Genomic DNA, 16633 nt, shown 5'->3' on the forward strand with positions numbered 1-16633 from the left:
TGAGGCCGGTGCCGGGATCAGGCGGTGCCGGGGTCAGTCGGTGCCGGGGTCAGTCGGTGCCGTCCGCCGCCGGCAGGCGTAGTTCGAACAGGGCGCCGCCGGCCGGTGCCCGTCCGACCGTGAGTGTGCCGCCATGACGCTCGGCCACATCGCGGGCGATGGCCAGCCCCAGCCCGGCGCCGCCGTCGTCACGGCTGCGGGCGTCGTCGAGCCGTACGAACCGCTCGAAGATCCGCTCCCGCTCCGCCTCCGGCACCCCTGAGCCGTCGTCGGCGACCGTGAGCACCACCTGGCCACGCGTCCGGACGACCGTCGCGTGGACCGTCGCGCCGGCGTGCCGCTGGGCGTTGTCCAGCAGATTGCCGAGCACCCGCGCCAACTGGCCGCGCGAACCCGCGACTTCGGCCCCGGCCCCCTCCCCCGGCCCGATGTCCAGCGACACGGGGATACGGTCCGTGGTCCGCTGCGAGACCTCCTCGCGGGCCATCACCCCCAGATCCAGCGTCGCGCTCCCCGGCCCCTCGCCCGCGTCGAGGCGGGCCAGCAGCAGCAGATCCGCGGCGAGGTGCTGAAGCCGTACGGTGTCCGCGACCGCGCCCGGGACATCCAGCAACTCCGGGTGCGCCTCGCCCACTTCGAGCTGGGTACGGAGCGAGGCGATGGGGCTGCGCAGCTCGTGCGAGGCGTCCGCGACAAAGCGGCGCTGCCGGTCGACAGCGACCTCCAGCGCGGTGAGCGTCTCATTGGTCGTACGGGCCAGCCGGGCCACCTCGTCGTGGGTGGCGGGCTCCGGGACCCGCCGGGAGAGGTCGGCGGAGGCGGTGATGGCCGCCATCTCGCTCCGGATGCCCTCCACCGGGCGGAACGCCCGCCGGGTCACCAGCCAGGTCGCTCCCCCGACGACCAGCAGCAGGACCGGCAGGCCCGCCAGCATCGACACGGCGGCCGTGCCGACCGCGTTCTCCCGGGCCGCCAGCGACGCGCCCGCGTGGACGATGACCGTCCGGCCCTTGCGGTCGGTCACGTCGATGGCGGCGAAGCGGTAGTCCCCGGTCCGCCCGTCGACCGTCGCGGTGCCCGAGGTGTGATCGAAGATGCCACCGATCTGACCGATCTCGGGATCGTCGTCACTGCCGAGGTCGTCGTCACCACCACTGTCGTCGCCGCCGTCGTCCCCGCCGTCGTCATCGTCGTCCGACCCGGCGGTCGCGCTCGCCGACGGGGACGGGGACGGGCTCTTCGGCGGAGTGACCGCGGACAGTCCGGTGCCGCTGATCCGTTGCAGGTCCTTGCTGGCCACCATCAGCCGGCCGCTCTCGTCCGTGACCTGTACCGGATGGTCCTCGTCGTCCGGCAGATCGAGACCGGCGTACGAGGTCTTCTCCGGGACCTGGGAGGCGATGTCCAGGGCGACCTCGCGCGCCGCCGAATCGGCCTCCCGGTCCGTCTGGCCGGTGAGGTTCGATCGCAGCGACAGGAGCACCGCGATTCCGGCGGCCACCAGCGCGACCGCCACCACGGCCGTCGTGCCGAGCGTGGCCTTGGCCCGTACGGAGGCGAAGCGGCGCCGTACGGCGGCGAGGGCGCCGGCGGGGCTGGTGGAGCTGGCGGTGTTGGAGGAGCTTGTGGTGTTGGTGGAGGCTGCGGGGTTGGTGGGGGTCTCTGGGCTTTTGGGGCTCATGACTTGACCAGCCTGTATCCGGCGCCCCGCACCGTCTGGATGGACGCGGCACCGATCTTGCGCCGCAGAGTGCTGATGTAGACCTCGATGATGTTCGGGTCACCGTCGTACGCGAAGTCCCAGACGTGCTCCAGGATCTCCGGCTTGCCGACCACCTCGCCCGCCCGGACCGCCAGCTGCTCCAGTACGGCGAACTCCTTCGCGGTGAGCGCCACTTCCGTATCGTCCCGGAAGACGCGGCGGGCCGCCGTGTCGACGCTCAGCGCGCCGATCCGCAGGACGGGCGAAGCCCCGGCCGACCCCCGGCGGCGCAGCAGCGCCTTCACCCGGGCGACGAGCACCACGTACGAGAACGGCTTGGTCAGATAGTCGTCGGCGCCGGTGTCGAGCCCCTCCGCCTCGTCGTACTCACCGTCCTTGGCGGTGAGCATCAGGATCGGCACGTCGTGGCCGGCGGCGCGCAGGGTGGCGCAGACCCGGTAGCCGTTCATGCCCGGCAGCATGATGTCGAGCACGACCAGGTCGTACACGCCCTCACTCGCCCGGTGCAGCCCTTCGAGGCCGTCGTGGACGACGTCCACGGCGAAACCCTCGGCCGTCAGGCCCTTGGCGAGTGACACCGCGAGCCGCTTCTCGTCCTCCACGATCAACAAGCGCATGGGCCCACCTTCCCAAACGGAACCTGAAGATCTCTTCAGCTGACTTCAGGGTGGCTTCAGCTTCTCTCCGGCACATTGAAGTTGTTCGAAACGCACGACCGACTCGGGAGGACCCCATGAAGCGCAACCTCGTCATCGCAGCCATCACCGCGGCGGCTCTGATCGGCGGCGGCACCGCGGTCGCGGTCAGTGGCGCCGGAGGCCAGGACGGCGCCGGGGCCGAGGCGTCGGCGACGCTGCCCCAACTCCCCTCGCAGAGCGGGTCGTCGGACGACTCGATGACGGTCAGCCCGACGGCGCCCGGCCCTACTGACGACACAGACGACTCGGACGACGCCGATGACTCCGACGGCTCGGGGGTCTCGGGTGGCTCCGGCTCCGGCTCCGGCTCCCAGGACGACAGTGGTCCCGTACAGAACCGTAAGGGCCTGAGCGCGAGCGAGGCGGCCGCCGCGGCGCTCGCCGAGTACCCCGGTGCGGTGGCCTCGGTCGAGCGGGACGACGACCGCGCCGACCGCTGGGAGGTCGACCTGCTCGGCAAGGACAACCGTTGGCGCGACCTCAGGGTCGACGCGGCCACCGGCAGTGTGAGCGTGGACCGTGACGACGACGGCGATGACGATGCGGGCGACGGCGATGAGCGCGCCGCGCTGCGCGCCGCCACGGTGGATGCCCAGAAGGCGGCGTCCGCGGCTCTGGCGTCCGTGCCCGGGGCCGTGACGTCCATCGAGATCGACGACGACCTGACAAACCGGTGGGAGGTCGAGGTCCGGGGCACGGACGGCCGTTCGCACGAGCTGAACGTCAACGCCAAGACCGGCAAGGTCACGGCGGGCAGTGACGACGACGGTGACGACAGCGGCGACGACGACGGTGACGACGACTGATCTGACGCCTTGTCGCCGTCCGGCGAGGTGCGGGTGCGGGTGCGGTTTGTTGTGGTGCGGGGGTCGGGGCCTTCGGAGGCGCATGTTCCGGACGGCATGATTTACGGCGCGTGCGGGTTTGTTGTTCGGTGCGGGCCGGCTTGCGCCACACATCACGCTTCAGTGTCCGGACACGCACCTCCTGCACCCCCGCCCCCTCCCGCCGGTCCCTCGTCTGCGGGCCGCCTCTCGGTTACGCAGGGCCACCCGTTCTGGGGTTGGTGGTGAGGGGACGATTCAGGCTCCGTCGTCCGGCGGCGAGTGAGCCGGAGGGGCCCGCCGCTGTCGAAAGGGAGAGCGCGCGCAGGTTTGTGAGGTACGAGCAAACCGAGCACGGTCGACCGTCGGCAGGGGCTTGAAGCGCCCCGGAGGCGAACCGAGCCCTAAGAAGAGCGACCCGTGATTCCCGCTACCAGTTCGTCCGCCGCCGCGTACGGGTCCAGTTCGCCCGCCACCACCCGTTGGGCCAGTGCGCCCAGGCGGCGGTCGCCGTGGAGGTCTCCGATGCGTTCTCGCAGGGCCGTGACCGCGATCGTCTCGACCTCGCGGGCCGCGCGGCGGGCTCGGCGGTCGGTGAGGACGTCGTGTTCGTCCATCCAGGCGCGGTGTTTCTCCAGCGCTTCCATGACCTCGTCGATGCCCTCGCCGCGCGCGGCGACCGTCTTGACGATGGGCGGGCGCCAGTCGCCGGGGGCGCGGGACTCGCCCAGGGCGAGCATGTGGTTGAGTTCGCGCGCCGTCGCGTCGGCGCCGTCCCGGTCCGCCTTGTTGACCACGTAGACGTCGCCGATCTCCAGGATTCCGGCTTTGGCGGCCTGGATGCCGTCGCCCATGCCGGGGGCCAGGAGCACCACCGAGGTGTCGGCCTGGGAGGCGATCTCGACTTCCGACTGGCCGACGCCGACGGTTTCCACGATGATCACGTCGCAGCCCGCCGCGGCCAGGACCCGGATCGCCTGTGGGGCCGCCCAGGCCAGGCCTCCCAGGTGGCCGCGGGTGGCCATGGAGCGGATGTAGACGCCGGGGTCCGAGGCGTGTTCGGACATCCGGACGCGGTCGCCGAGCAGTGCTCCGCCGGAGAAGGGGGAGGACGGGTCGACGGCCAGGACGGCGACCCGCCTGCCCGCTCGCCGGTACGCGGAGACCAGGGCGTTCGTCGAGGTCGACTTGCCGACTCCGGGGGGTCCGGTGAGGCCGATGACGTACGCGTTGCCCGCGAGCGGTGCCAGCGCCGCCATCACTTCGCGCAGTTGCGGGGACGCCCCCTCGACCAGGGAGATCAGCCGGGCGACGGCACGCGGCCGGCCTTCGCGTGCCTGGGCCACCAGCTCGGGGACGTCCCGCATCACAGCTCCTGTTCCCGTCCGTACCTACTTGGCCACGCGCACGATCAGCGCGTCGCCCTGGCCGCCGCCGCCGCACAGTGCCGCCGCGCCGACCCCGCCGCCGCGCCGCTTCAGCTCCAGCGCCAGGTGCAGGACGAGCCGGGCGCCCGACATGCCGATGGGGTGTCCGAGGGCGATGGCGCCACCGTTCACGTTCACCTTTTCAGGGGTTACCCCGAGGTCCTTCATTGACTGCACGGCGACCGCCGCGAAGGCCTCGTTGATCTCGATCAGGTCGAGGTCGTCGACGCGCAGGCCCTCTTTCTTCAGCGCGTGCAGGATGGCGTTCGACGGCTGGGACTGGAGCGAGTTGTCCGGGCCGGCGACGTTGCCGTGCGCGCCGATCTCGGCGATCCAGTCCAGGCCCAGTTCCTCGGCCTTGGCCCTGCTCATCACCACGACCGCCGCCGCGCCGTCGGAGATCTGCGAGGCCGTGCCCGCCGTGATCGTGCCGTCCTTGGCGAACGCGGGGCGCAGCTTGCCCAGGGATTCCACGGTCGTGTCGGCGCGGATGCCCTCGTCCTGTGAGAAGAGCACCGGGTCGCCCTTGCGCTGCGGGATCTCCACGGGGGTGATCTCGGCGTCGTAGAGCCCGTTCTTCTGCGCGGCGGCGGCCCGCTGGTGGGAGAGTGCCGCGAATTCGTCCTGTTCGGGACGGGCGATTCCCAGCCGCGTGTTGTGCTTTTCGGTCGAGGTGCCCATGGCGATGTCCTCGAACGGGTCGGTGAGTCCGTCGTACGCCATCGAGTCGAGCATCTCGACCGCGCCGTACTTGTAGCCCTCGCGGGACTTGGGGAACAGGTGCGGGGCGTTGGTCATGGACTCCTGGCCGCCGGCGATGACGATGTCGAACTCGCCGGCCCGGATCAGCTGGTCGGCCAGGGCGATCGCGTCGAGTCCGGAGAGACAGACCTTGTTGACCGTGAGCGCGGGGACGTTCATGGGGATGCCGGCCTTGACCGCGGCCTGGCGGGCCGGGATCTGGCCCGTGCCGGCCTGGAGCACCTGCCCCATGATCACGTATTGCACCTGTTCGCCGGTGATCCCGGCCCGGTCCAGCGCCGCCTTGATGGCGAACCCGCCCAGGTCCACGCCGGAGAAGGGCTTCAGCGAGCCGAGGAGCCGTCCCATGGGGGTACGGGCGCCGGCGACGATCACGGATGTGGTGGTGTTCGTTCCAGACATGAGACGCGATCCCCTTTGCGTACAAGCTTGAGGAGTGAACGGGACGGGGGTGGCGCCCCAATAGTTGGGGAGACGCCCCGAACAGAAGGTGTACTGCCAGCGTACTGAGCGGTAGGACGACGGGTCACCAGGCGGTGTGTGTGACGGCGGGCACGTTGCGTAACCGGCGCCGGGGCGCTGCACTGTCAGCATGCTGACGCGAATCGACCACATCGGAATCGCCTGCTTCGACCTCGACGCCACCGTCGAGTTCTACCGGGCCACGTACGGCTTCGAGGTGTTCCACACCGAGGTCAACGAGGAGCAAGGGGTCCGCGAGGCCATGATCAGGATCAACGGGACGTCGGACGGCGGGGCTTCCTACCTCCAGCTCCTCGAATCAGTCCGGGAGGATTCCGCCGTGGGCAAGTGGCTGGCGAAGAACGGCGAGGGTGTCCATCACATCGCGTTCGGGACCGCCGATGTCGACGGGGACTCGGAGGCGGTGCGCGACAAGGGCGTACGGGTTCTCTACGAGCAGCCGCGGACGGGTTCCATGGGCTCCCGCATCACCTTCCTCCACCCCAAGGACTGCCACGGAGTCCTCACCGAACTCGTCACGTCCGCCTCGGAGCACTGACCTGAGGGGTCCTTGCGAATGGGCGGACGACAGCTCTGGGCGTCTGGTGCCGTGCCTCGCGAGGCGGAGGATCGTCCGTGTACCGGATGTACTCGGACGACTCCGGCAACGCGGCGAGGTGCGGTGCCGGGCGTCGCGAGCCGGTCGGCCGTTCCGCAAGGCCCCCTCAAGGATTCCCGGCCCGGTACAGTGGGGCGCTCCGGGCCGGGGCCGGGCCGGGGCCGCGCCCCTGCCGTTGATCTGTCACCATTCCCCGGGGGGCCGTTCGCCGCGAACGGTGCTCAATTGGGCAGTTGCGACCAGGGGACGGATGGGACCGCGCAGTGCGGGGCTACGAACGCCAGGAGAGCCACCGAGCTGACGACGACCACCTCTCGCGGTTCGAAGCCGAGATGGACCGGCTGAAGACCGCGCGGGAGAAGGCCGTCCAGCACGCCGAGGACCTCGGTTACCAGGTCGAGGTATTGCGCGCCAAGCTCCATGAGGCACGCCGCAGTCTGGCCACCCGGCCGTCCTACGACACCTCAGACATCGGTTACCAGGCCGAACAGCACCTCCGTAACGCCCAGATGCAGGCGGAGCAGATGCGCGCGGACGCCGAGCGCGAGCTGCGTGACGCCCGCGCCCAGACGCAGCGCATCCTCCAGGAGCATGCCGAGCACCAGGCCAGGCTCCAGGCCGAGCTGCACGCCGAGGCCGTCCAGCGGCGCCAGCGGCTCGACCAGGAGCTGTCGGAGCGCCGGCAGACCGTCGAATCGCATGTCAACGAGAACGTCGCCTGGGCCGAGCAGCTCCGTGCCCGTACCGAGGCTCAGGCCCGGCGGCTGCTCGACGAGTCGCGCGCCGAGGCCGAGCAGTCGCTGGCCGCCGCCCGCGCGGAGGCCGCCCGGGTCGCCGAGGAGGCGCGGCGCAGGCTCGGTTCGGAGACGGAAGCGGCCCGTTCCGAGGCCGAGACGGTCCTGCTGCGTGCCCGCCGGGACGCCGAGCGGCTGCTGAACGCCGCGTCCTCGCAGGCCCAGGAGGCCAACAGCCACGCCGAGCAGTTGCGTACGTCCACCTCCGCCGAGGCCGACCAGGCCCGCCAGCAGGCCACCGAGCTGACCCGCGCCGCCGAGCAGCGGATGCAGGAGGCCGAGGAGCGGCTGCGCGAGGCGCGTGCCGAGGCCGAGAAGGTCGTCGCGGAGGCCAAGGAGAGCGCGGCCAAGCAGCTGGCCGGCACCGAGTCGCAGAACGAACAGCGCACCCGTACGGCCAAGTCGGAGATCGCCCGGCTGGTCGGGGAGGCGACGAAGGAGGCCGAGGCCACCAAGGCCGAGGCCGAGCAGGCGCTCGCCGACGCCCGCGCCGAGGGCGAGAAACTGGTCGCGGACGCCGCCGAGAAGGCCCGTACGGTCGCCGCCGAGGACAGCGCCGCCCAGCTCGCCAAGGCGGCCCGTACCGCCGAGGAGGTGCTGACCAAGGCGTCCGACGACGCGAAGGCCACCACCCGGTCCGCGAGCGAGGAGGCCGACCGGATCCGCCGCGAGGCCGAGGCCGAGGCGGACCGGCTGCGCGGCGAGGCGGCCGAGCAGGCCGATCAGCTCAAGGGCGCGGCCAAGGACGACACCAAGGAGTACCGCGCCAAGACCACCGAGCTCCAGGAGGAGGCGCGCAGGCTGCGCGGCGAGGCCGAGCAGCTGCGGTCCGAGGCGGTCGCCGAGGGCGAGCGGATCCGGGGCGAGGCCCGCCGGGAGGCCGTCCAGCAGATCGAGGAGGCGGCCAGGTCCGCCGAGGAACTGCTGACGAAGGCCAAGGCGGACGCCGACGAGCTGCGTTCCGGCGCCGCCACCGAGAGCGAGCGGGTACGCACCGAGGCCATCGAGCGCGCCACCACGCTGCGCCGGCAGGCCGAGGAGACCCTGGAGCGCACCCGCGCCGAGGCCGAGCGGCTGCGCGCCGAGGGCGAGGAGCAGGCCGAGGCCACCAAGGCCGCCGCCGAAGAGGCCGCGGCGGAGCTGCGTGAGGAGACCGAGCGCGGCGTCGAGTCCCGCAAGGCCGAGGCGGCCGACGAGCTGACCCGCCTTCATACGGAGGCCGAGCAGCGCCTGTCGAGCGCCGAGGAGGCGCTCACCGAGGCCCGCGCCGAGGGTGAGCGGTTCCGCCGTGACTCCGCCGAGGAGGCCGAGCGGCTGCGGACCGAGGCCGCCGAGCGCATCCGTACGCTCCAGGCGCAGGCCGAGCAGGAGGCCGAGCGGCTGCGGACCGAGGCCGCGTCCGATGCCTCGCAGTACCGCGCCGAGGCGGAGACCGCGGCCGTACGGCTGCGCTCCGAGGCCTCCAACGAGGCGGAGCGTCTCAAGAGCGAGGCGCAGGAGAGCGCCGACCGGATCAGGGCCGAGGCGGCCGCCGCCGCCGAGCGGGTCGGCACCGAGGCGGCCGAGGCGCTGGCCGCCGCGCAGGAGGAGGCGAGCCGCCGCCGCCGCGAGGCCGACGAGACCCTGACGGCCGCCCGTACGGAGGCGGACCAGGAGCGCGAGCGGGCCCGCGAGCAGAGCGAGGAGCTGCTCGCCTCGGCCCGTAAACGGGTCGAGGAGGCACAGGCCGAGGCGCAGCGGCTGGTCGAGGAGGCCGACCGCCGTGCCACGGACATGGTCTCCGCCGCCGAGCAGAGTGCCCAGCAGGTACGGGACTCCGTCGCCGGTCTTCAGGACGAGGCCGAGCAGGAGGTCGCCGGGCTGCGCTCGGCGGCCGAACACGCCGCGGAGCAGACGAAGTCCGAGGCGCGGGAGGAGTCCGACCGGGTACGGGCGGACGCGTACGCGGAGCGGGAGCGCGCCGCCGAGGACGCCAACCGGGTCCGGCTCAGGTCCCAGGAGGAGGCCGACGCCGCGCAGGCCCTCGCCGAGCGGACGGTGGGCGAGGCGATCGCGGAGGCGGAGCGGCTGCGCGCCGACAGCTCGGAGTACGCGCAGCGGCTGCGGACCGAGGCGTCGGACTCGCTCGCCTCGGCCGAACAGGACGCGTCCCGTACGCGTGCGCAGGCCCGCGAGGACGCCAACCGTATGCGTGGTGACGCGGCGGGCCAGGCGGACCGGCTCATCGGGGAGGCCACGAGCGAGTCCGAACGGATGCGCGCCGAGGCCGCCGAGACGGTGGGTTCCGCGCAGCAGGCCGCGGAGCGGCTGCGTGCGGAGGCCGAGCGGTTCAAGGCGGAGACCGAGGCCGCCGCGGAGCGGCTGCGGAACGAGGCCCAGGAGGAGACGGACTGGCTCCTGGACGAGGCGCGCAAGGACGCGGCCAAGCGCCGTTCCGACGCCGCCGAGCAGGCCGACCAGCTCATCAACAAGGCGCGGGAGGAGGGCCTTCGGGTCGCCACCGAGGCCGAGACCCAGGCGGACGCCCTGGTGGGGGCCGCCCGTAAGGAGGCCGGCCGGATCACCTCGGACGCGACCGTCGAGGGCAACTCTCTGGTGGAGAAGGCCCGTACGGACGCGGACGAGCTGCTCGTCGGCGCGCGCCGGGACTCGACGGCCATCCGGGCCCGCGCGGAGGAACTGCGGGAGCGCGCGGAGAACGAGGTCGAGCAACTGCACGAGCGGGCCCGGCGTGAGACGTCCGAGCAGCTGAGGACCGCGGGCGAGCGTGTCGACAATCTGATGAAGGCCGCCGACGAGCAGCGGGTCGAGTCCGAGGCGAAGGCCAAGGAGCTGATCGCGGAGGCCAATTCGGAGGCGAGCAAGGTCCGGATCGCCGCGGTGAGGAAGGCCGACGGGCTGCTCAAGGAAGCCGAGCAGAAGAAGGCCGAACTGGGCCGGGAGGCCGAGAAGCTGCTCGCCGACGCCGCCGCGGAGGCGAAACGTACGGTCGACGAGGGCCAGCGCGAGCTCGATGTCCTGGTCCGCAGACGCGAGGACATTCAGGCCGAAATCTCCCGTGTGCAGGACGTACTCGAAGCGTTGGAGTCATTTGAGACACCCTCAGCGCCCGCGAAGGACAGCCCCGTCAAGGCGGGCGCCGCAGCGGGCAACACTCGTTCGGGTGGAAAAACGTCCGACAGTTAGCCAAAACGAGGACTCGACCGGTCATGTTTGTCCGTCAAGGAGTGCGCGTACTCGGCGTCGTGGCGGGGAAAGGGTTGCCGGGAGGGTCACTCGGCACCCAAAAGGCTGGACATTCTCCAGATCAAACCGACATCAGCTCGATGACACGCCGCTTAGGCCCCTAGGATTCCCCCTATCACCTCACCGGTCTCATTCGACAGGAACCCCATGAGCGACACTTCCTCCCCATTCGGCTTCGAGCTCGTGCGGCGTGGTTACGACCGCGGTCAGGTGGACGACCGCATTACCAAACTCGTCGCCGACCGTGACAGTGCCCTGGCCCGCATCACCGCTCTCGAGAAGCGCATCGAGGAACTCCACCTCGAGACGCAGAACGCACAGGCTCAGGTGAACGACGCCGAGCCGTCGTACGCCGGTCTCGGCGCCCGCGTCGAGAAGATCCTCCGCCTCGCCGAGGAGGAGGCCAAGGACCTGCGCGAGGAGGCCCGCCGCGCGTCCGAGCAGCACCGTGAGCTCGCCGAGTCGGCGGCCCAGCAGGTGCGCAACGACGCCGAGGCGTTCGCCTCGGAGCGCAAGGCGAAGGCCGAGGACGAGGGCGTCCGCATCGTCGAGAAGGCGAAGGGCGACGCCCAGACCCTCCGTTCGGAAGCGCAGAAGGACGCGCAGTCCAAGCGCGAGGAGGCCGACGCGCTCTTCGAGGAGACCCGCGCCAAGGCCGCCCAGGCCGCCGCGGACTTCGAGACGAACCTCGCCAAGCGGCGTGAGCAGTCGGAGCGCGACCTGGCGTCGCGTCAGGCGAAGGCCGAGAAGCGCCTGGCGGAGATCGAGCACCGCGCCGAGCAGCTGCGTCTGGAGGCCGAGAAGCTGCGCACCGACGCGGAGCGCCGGGCCCGTCAGACGGTCGAGACGGCGCAGCGCCAGGCCGAGGACATCGTGGCCGACGCGAACGCCAAGGCCGACCGGATCCGCAGCGAGTCGGAGCGCGAGCTGGCGGCGCTCACCAACCGCCGCGACTCGATCAACGCGCAGCTGACCAACGTCCGCGAGATGCTGGCCACGCTGACCGGTGCCGCGGTGGCCGCCGCCGGCTCCCCGGCCGACGACGAGCCGATCTCGCGTGGTGTGCCGGCGCAGCAGTCCCGCTGAGCCGACGGTTCCACCGGGCCGGCACGGCCCACTGAGCCGACTCGGTCGTCCGGTCGCACGCGTTCCGTCAGTTCGATTGCGTAACGATCCCGCAGGCCCCCCGTCACTCCGGTGGCGGGGGGCTTTGTGTCGCTTTACGTTGGCCGCATGATCGAGGTCGAGGGGCTCACCAAACGCTTCGGCCGCACGGTCGCGGTCGATCGTCTCTCCTTCCGGGTGAGACCCGGTGTGGTGACGGGCTTCCTCGGCCCCAACGGCGCGGGCAAGTCGACCACGATGCGGATGATGCTCGACCTGGACAACCCGACCAGTGGTTCGGTCCGGATCGACGGCAGGCACTACCGGGAGCTGGCGGAACCCCTCAAGTACATCGGGGCACTGCTGGAGGCCAAGGCCATGCACGGCGGCCGCAGCGCGTACAACAATCTTCTCTGCCTGGCCCAGAGCAATCGCATCCCGGCGAGCCGGGTCTCCGAAGTACTGGAGATGGTCGGACTGACCGCGGTGGCGAAGAAGAAGACCAAGGGCTTCTCGCTCGGGATGGGCCAACGACTCGGTATCGCATCGGCTCTGCTCGGCGATCCGGAGATCCTGATGTTCGACGAACCGGTGAATGGTCTGGACCCCGAGGGAATTCACTGGATCCGCAATCTTATGAAGGCTCTCGCACAGGACGGCCGGACGATCTTCGTATCCAGCCATCTGATGAGTGAAATGGCCCTGACCGCCGACCACTTGATCGTGATCGGTCAGGGCAGACTACTGGCGAACACGTCAATGGCGGACTTCATCCGGGAGAACTCCCGCAGTTACGCGCGGCTGCGCTCCCCGCAGCAGGAGCAGTTGAAGGACGTCCTGCACGCGGCGGGCTTCACCGCGGCCGAGACGGCCGGCGGCGTACTGGAGATCGACGGGGCCGCCACCGAGGAACTCGGAGAGCTGGCCGCGCGGCACGGGATCGTGCTGCACGAGCTGAGCTCCCAACGTGCCTCGCTGGAGGAGGCCTTCATGGGGATGACGGCGGAGTCGGTCGAGTACCACTCCCACGCGGTCCCCCGTGAGGAACGTCCCGCGGGCCCCGGTTGGGGACAGCCGCCCCGGCCGGAGCGGGGCCGGCGGCCGAACCGGCGGGACGAGGGGGCCTGACATGGCATCGATACCGGCGGTGCTCCGGTCGGAGTGGACCAAGATCCGTACGGTCTCCTCCACGAGCTGGACGCTGATCAGCGCGCTGGTCGTGACCGTGGCCCTGGGAGCGGCGCTCTCGGCGCTGCTGAACTCGACGTTCGGCGATTTGTCGCCGACCCAGCGGCTCACCTTCGACCCGACGTACACGAGCTTCTCCGGGATGGTCCTCGGACAGCTGGCGATGGTGGTCTTCGGTGTGCTGGTGGTCGGCTCCGAATACAGCTCGGGCATGATCCGCAACTCGCTCGCCGCTGTCCCGCAGCGTGGCACCTTCCTCTTCGGCAAGATCCTGGTGGCCGGGGTGCTGGCGCTGGTCGTCGGGCTCGTCACCGGTTTCCTGGCCTTCTTCCTCGGCCAGGCGCTGCTCGGTGACCACGGTACGGACATCGGCGAGCCGAACGTGCTGCGCGCGGTCATCGGCAGCGGTCTCTACATGGCGCTGATCGCCGTGTTCTCGATGGGCGTCGCGGCGATGCTGCGAAGCTCGATTCTCTCGCTCGGCATTCTGATGCCGTTCTTCTTCCTGGTCTCGCAGATCCTGTCCGCGGTCCCGGTGGCCAAGGACGTCGCGCGGTACTTCCCCGACCAGGCCGGTTCCAAGATCATGCGAGTCGTCCCGGACGCCCTCAGCCCGGACAAGGCGCCCTACGGGCCTTGGACCGGGCTGGGAATCATGGTTCTCTGGGTGGTGGCGGCCCTGGTGGGCGGATACGTCGTGATGAAGAAGCGGGACGCGTAGGGCCAGCTCACGGGACGCTCCGGGAAGGCTCGGAGAGTGCCCGCGGCGAGGATGACAGGTGTCGGCAACGGGCCGACGAGTGGCGGAGCCCCTGACTGTTCCCGTGCGATGTCCTCGTATTCCTGTGCGACGCCCCGGCGGAACGACTTGGCTGGAACCGTCAACCCGTGGATATCCTCTTAACTCTTACGGGGGCCTTAGGTCCGGAACGGCCACTGCCCCGACTACCTGACCTGTCGATGGGGCTGGAGAATGATCGAGGCAGTCGGCCTGACGAAGCGCTACGGCGCCAAGACGGCCGTTTACAACCTTTCCTTCCAGGTACGACCGGGACACGTCACCGGGTTCCTGGGCCCCAACGGTTCCGGCAAATCGACGACCATGCGGATGATCCTCGGGCTCGACCGCCCGACGTCGGGCCGGGTGACGGTCGGCGGACATCCCTTCCGGCAGCTGCCGAACGCACCGCGCCAGGTCGGCGCGCTGCTCGACGCCAAGGCGGTGCACGGCGGCCGCAGCGCGCGCAGTCACCTGCTCTCGCTGGCCCAGCTCTCCGGCATCCCGGCATCCCGGGTCGACGAGGTACTCGGGGTCGTCGGCCTCCAGGACGTCGCCAAGAAGCGTTCCAAGGGCTTCTCGCTCGGAATGGGGCAGCGGCTCGGCATCGCGGCCGCGCTGCTCGGCGACCCGAAGGTGCTGCTCTTCGACGAACCGGTCAACGGTCTCGACCCGGAGGGCATCCTCTGGGTCCGCAATCTGATGAAGCAGCTGGCCGACGAGGGCCGTACGGTCTTCGTCTCCTCGCACCTGATGAGCGAGATGGCCCTCACCGCCGACCATCTGATCGTGATCGGGCGGGGGCAGCTGCTGTCCGACATGAGTGTCAAGGACTTCATTTCGGCCAACTCCGCGGACTTCGCCCGGGTACGCACCCCGGGGACCGAGCCGCACGAGCGGGAGAAGCTGACGTCCTCGCTCGCCGAGGCGGGCGGCCAGGTGCTGTCCGAGCCGGACGGCGCCCTGCGGGTCGCGGGCCTGCCGCTGCCCCGGATCAGCGATCTGGCGCACGAGGCGGGCGTACGGCTCTGGGAGCTGTCGCCGCACCAGGCCTCGCTGGAGGAGGCGTACATGCGGCTGACGCAGGGTGCCGTGGACTACCGCTCGACGGCCGACGCGCTGGCCGGCTTCCAGCCGCCCCAGCAGCCGGGCTACGGCCCACAGGGGTACGGTCCCGGCCCGCAGGGATACCAGCCGCCCGTCGTCCCGGAGGTGCCGCACCAGGGCTTCTACGCCCCGCCGCCGCCCGGAGCGAACCCGTACGCGAGCGGAGGCCCGGCGGCTCCGGTCCCGGCTCCGGTGCCTGAGGCACCTCCCGTACCGCAGGCGGCTCCGGCGGCTCCGGCCGGTCCCGTACCGCAGGCGGCCCCCACTCCCCCGGCGGCGGCCCCCGCCACGGACATGACGAAGCGCGACAGCAGCGAGGACGGCCGATGACGACCCCGTACCAGCAGTCCCCGCAGGCGCAGCCGCCGGCGCGACAGGCGCCGTACGCGGGAGCCCAGCAGGCGCAGCAGGCGCAGCAGGCCCCGCAGGGCCGGCAGTGGCAGGGCGGGCCCGGCGGCTACACCTCGCCGATCCCGATCCGGCCGGCCCATCTCGGCGACGCCCTGGCCTCCGAGTGGACCAAACTCCGTTCCGTACGCTCCACGGTGTGGACCCTCGGCGTCATGATCGCGCTGATGCTCGGCATCGGACTGCTCGTGGCGCTGATCATCTCCGCGGGGGACCCCGCCATCTCGCGGGAAGGTGTCCTCACCCTCGGCTTCTTCGGGACACTGCTCGGCTCGATCTGTGTGATCACGCTCGGGGTGATGACCATCGCCTCGGAGTACAGCACGGGCATGATCCGTACGACCTTGACCGCGTGCCCCAGCCGGGTCCGGGTGCTGGCCGCCAAGTCGGTGGTCTTCTTCCTGCTCGTCTTCGCGATCACGACGGCGACCACGGCGATCGTCGGCGCGCTCCAGACCTCGATCCTGGACGCGCCCTCGCCCACGAACGACCAGTGGCTGAAATCGACGGTCGGCGTCGGGCTCTATCTGGCGATGCTCGGACTGCTCTCGCTGGCGGTCGGCGCGCTGATCCGGCACTCTGCGGGTGCGATCACGGTCATGATCGGTGTGGTTCTGGCGCCGCTGGTGCTGGCGATGTTCATGGCCTCGGAGTCGCTCGTCACCGTGCGCGACTACATGTTCCAGTACTCGATTCCGAACCAGCTCGTGGTGTTCTACGGCGACGAGGGCATCGTCCCCGGGGGACCGACCGGCTGGGACCCGCTGTGGATCATGCTCGGCGTGACGGCGGTCGCGATGGCGGGCGCGCTGGCCGCGCTCAACCAGCGCGATGTGTGAGCGGCCGGGACCTTTCGGGGTCCGGGCTTACCGGGTCCGGGCTTACCGGGTCCGGGCTTACCGGGTCCGGGCTTACGGGGTCCGGGCGGGCGCCTGAGCGGCGGGATCGAGCCGGTCCCCTCGCCGAGGGCCCCTGCGAGTCTCCTCGGTTCAGTACTTCGGCCCGTTACGGGACCGCTGCACCCGCGTGGTGCGGCGGTCCTTCGCGTTCCAGCAGGCCTGGTGCCAGTGCCGCCGGTCGTCCACACCGCCGTACTCGGGCCAGGCCACCACGTGCGGCACGGCGGACGGGATCTCCTGGTCGCACCCCGGGCAGCGGTACCGCTTGCCGGCGGCGCTCGCCCCGGCGACATGGCGGATCGACCACTCCTCGCCCTGCCATGTCTCCGACCGCTGGAATCCGCCGTACCGGTCCCCCGCGTCGCCGCCTGCTCGCTCGGTCGGTTTCTCGCCACCTTTGGGGCGGTTGCGGCGCGGGGACACAGGACACCTCACGGGACAGACAGCACGGTTCTCCACCAGCCTACGGCCCGTTCTCGGGGGCAGACGCCCCGTGCGGGGCAAGGGATCGACACGCACAGAAGGTACTTACCGGACAATCGCAAGAACTTCACGACCGGGCCGTGCCTTTGGCACGTGTCAGGCGTTGTTGCC

The 16633-nt window shown here is 71.0% G+C and carries 13 protein-coding genes; 8 read left to right on the plus strand and 5 right to left on the minus strand.

All coding sequences use genetic code 11. The features are described 5' to 3' along the window. Window positions 1-49: 49 nt before the first annotated feature. Window positions 50-1681: an ATP-binding protein gene (locus ACIOJD_RS01810; RefSeq protein WP_401907706.1), complete on the minus strand. Its 1632-nt coding sequence runs from the start codon at window positions 1679-1681 to the stop codon at window positions 50-52. After that, a complete protein-coding gene (locus ACIOJD_RS01815; protein WP_401907707.1) occupies window positions 1678-2340 on the minus strand; it encodes a response regulator transcription factor in 663 nt (220 codons plus the stop codon). Before ACIOJD_RS01815 ends, ACIOJD_RS01810 begins: the two co-directional genes overlap by 4 nt. A 116-nt stretch (window positions 2341-2456) precedes the next feature. Here ACIOJD_RS01815 and ACIOJD_RS01820 point away from each other — a divergent pair, with 116 nt between their 5' ends. Continuing rightward, a complete protein-coding gene (locus ACIOJD_RS01820; RefSeq protein ID WP_401907708.1) occupies window positions 2457-3227 on the plus strand; it encodes a PepSY domain-containing protein in 771 nt (256 codons plus the stop codon). A gap of 422 nt (window positions 3228-3649) precedes the next feature. Here ACIOJD_RS01820 and meaB read toward each other — a convergent pair whose 3' ends face one another. Both meaB and ACIOJD_RS01830 read right to left on the minus strand, forming a co-directional pair. Continuing rightward, on the minus strand, window positions 3650-4612 hold the full coding sequence (meaB, locus tag ACIOJD_RS01825) for a methylmalonyl Co-A mutase-associated GTPase MeaB (protein ID WP_401907709.1): 963 nt from the start codon (window positions 4610-4612) through the stop codon (window positions 3650-3652). Window positions 4613-4636: 24 nt separating this feature from the next. After that, a complete protein-coding gene (locus ACIOJD_RS01830) occupies window positions 4637-5836 on the minus strand; it encodes an acetyl-CoA C-acetyltransferase (protein WP_401907710.1) in 1200 nt (399 codons plus the stop codon). A 190-nt stretch (window positions 5837-6026) separates the two neighbouring features. Here ACIOJD_RS01830 and mce point away from each other — a divergent pair, with 190 nt between their 5' ends. The 7 genes from mce (at window position 6027) to ACIOJD_RS01865 (ending at window position 15979) form a co-directional block, all read left to right on the plus strand. Beyond that, window positions 6027-6455, plus strand: a complete 429-nt coding sequence (gene mce / locus ACIOJD_RS01835) for a methylmalonyl-CoA epimerase (protein WP_401877825.1) — start codon at window positions 6027-6029, stop codon at window positions 6453-6455. Window positions 6456-6778: 323 nt separating this feature from the next. Then, the gene (gene scy, locus ACIOJD_RS01840; RefSeq protein WP_401907711.1) at window positions 6779-10495 is read left to right on the plus strand and encodes a polarized growth protein Scy; all 3717 of its coding nucleotides are present in this window, start codon (window positions 6779-6781) and stop codon (window positions 10493-10495) included. A 207-nt stretch (window positions 10496-10702) separates the two neighbouring features. Then, on the plus strand, window positions 10703-11641 hold the full coding sequence (locus tag ACIOJD_RS01845) for a cellulose-binding protein (RefSeq protein WP_401907712.1): 939 nt from the start codon (window positions 10703-10705) through the stop codon (window positions 11639-11641). Between the two features lie 147 nt (window positions 11642-11788). Next, window positions 11789-12787, plus strand: a complete 999-nt coding sequence (locus tag ACIOJD_RS01850; RefSeq protein ID WP_401907713.1) for an ABC transporter ATP-binding protein — start codon at window positions 11789-11791, stop codon at window positions 12785-12787. 1 nt (window position 12788) lies between these two features. Then, complete coding sequence (locus ACIOJD_RS01855) at window positions 12789-13568, plus strand: ABC transporter permease subunit (protein ID WP_401907714.1); 780 nt, start codon at window positions 12789-12791, stop codon at window positions 13566-13568. A gap of 252 nt (window positions 13569-13820) precedes the next feature. Beyond that, window positions 13821-15062: an ABC transporter ATP-binding protein gene (locus ACIOJD_RS01860; RefSeq protein WP_401907715.1), complete on the plus strand. Its 1242-nt coding sequence runs from the start codon at window positions 13821-13823 to the stop codon at window positions 15060-15062. Further along, complete coding sequence (locus ACIOJD_RS01865; protein ID WP_401907716.1) at window positions 15059-15979, plus strand: ABC transporter permease subunit; 921 nt, start codon at window positions 15059-15061, stop codon at window positions 15977-15979. Before ACIOJD_RS01860 ends, ACIOJD_RS01865 begins: the two co-directional genes overlap by 4 nt. A 150-nt stretch (window positions 15980-16129) precedes the next feature. On the opposite strand, the gene ACIOJD_RS01870 is transcribed toward ACIOJD_RS01865, so the two are convergent. After that, window positions 16130-16462, minus strand: a complete 333-nt coding sequence (locus ACIOJD_RS01870) for an ATP/GTP-binding protein (protein WP_401907717.1) — start codon at window positions 16460-16462, stop codon at window positions 16130-16132. Window positions 16463-16633 lie beyond the last annotated feature (171 nt).

It is taken from the genome of Streptomyces sp. NPDC088116 (assembly GCF_044741745.1).
Lineage (GTDB): Bacteria > Actinomycetota > Actinomycetes > Streptomycetales > Streptomycetaceae > Streptomyces.

Coding starts and splice junctions, on each gene's coding strand:
- ACIOJD_RS01830 (WP_401907710.1), bottom strand. CDS start 5,836: ATGTCTGGAACGAACACCACCACATCCGTGATCGTCGCCGGCGCCCGT.
- ACIOJD_RS01850 (WP_401907713.1), top strand. CDS start 11,789: ATGATCGAGGTCGAGGGGCTCACCAAACGCTTCGGCCGCACGGTCGCG.
- ACIOJD_RS01815 (WP_401907707.1), bottom strand. CDS start 2,340: ATGCGCTTGTTGATCGTGGAGGACGAGAAGCGGCTCGCGGTGTCACTC.
- ACIOJD_RS01810 (WP_401907706.1), bottom strand. CDS start 1,681: ATGAGCCCCAAAAGCCCAGAGACCCCCACCAACCCCGCAGCCTCCACC.
- meaB (WP_401907709.1), bottom strand. CDS start 4,612: ATGCGGGACGTCCCCGAGCTGGTGGCCCAGGCACGCGAAGGCCGGCCG.
- ACIOJD_RS01845 (WP_401907712.1), top strand. CDS start 10,703: ATGAGCGACACTTCCTCCCCATTCGGCTTCGAGCTCGTGCGGCGTGGT.
- ACIOJD_RS01860 (WP_401907715.1), top strand. CDS start 13,821: ATGATCGAGGCAGTCGGCCTGACGAAGCGCTACGGCGCCAAGACGGCC.
- ACIOJD_RS01820 (WP_401907708.1), top strand. CDS start 2,457: ATGAAGCGCAACCTCGTCATCGCAGCCATCACCGCGGCGGCTCTGATC.
- mce (WP_401877825.1), top strand. CDS start 6,027: ATGCTGACGCGAATCGACCACATCGGAATCGCCTGCTTCGACCTCGAC.
- ACIOJD_RS01855 (WP_401907714.1), top strand. CDS start 12,789: ATGGCATCGATACCGGCGGTGCTCCGGTCGGAGTGGACCAAGATCCGT.
- ACIOJD_RS01865 (WP_401907716.1), top strand. CDS start 15,059: ATGACGACCCCGTACCAGCAGTCCCCGCAGGCGCAGCCGCCGGCGCGA.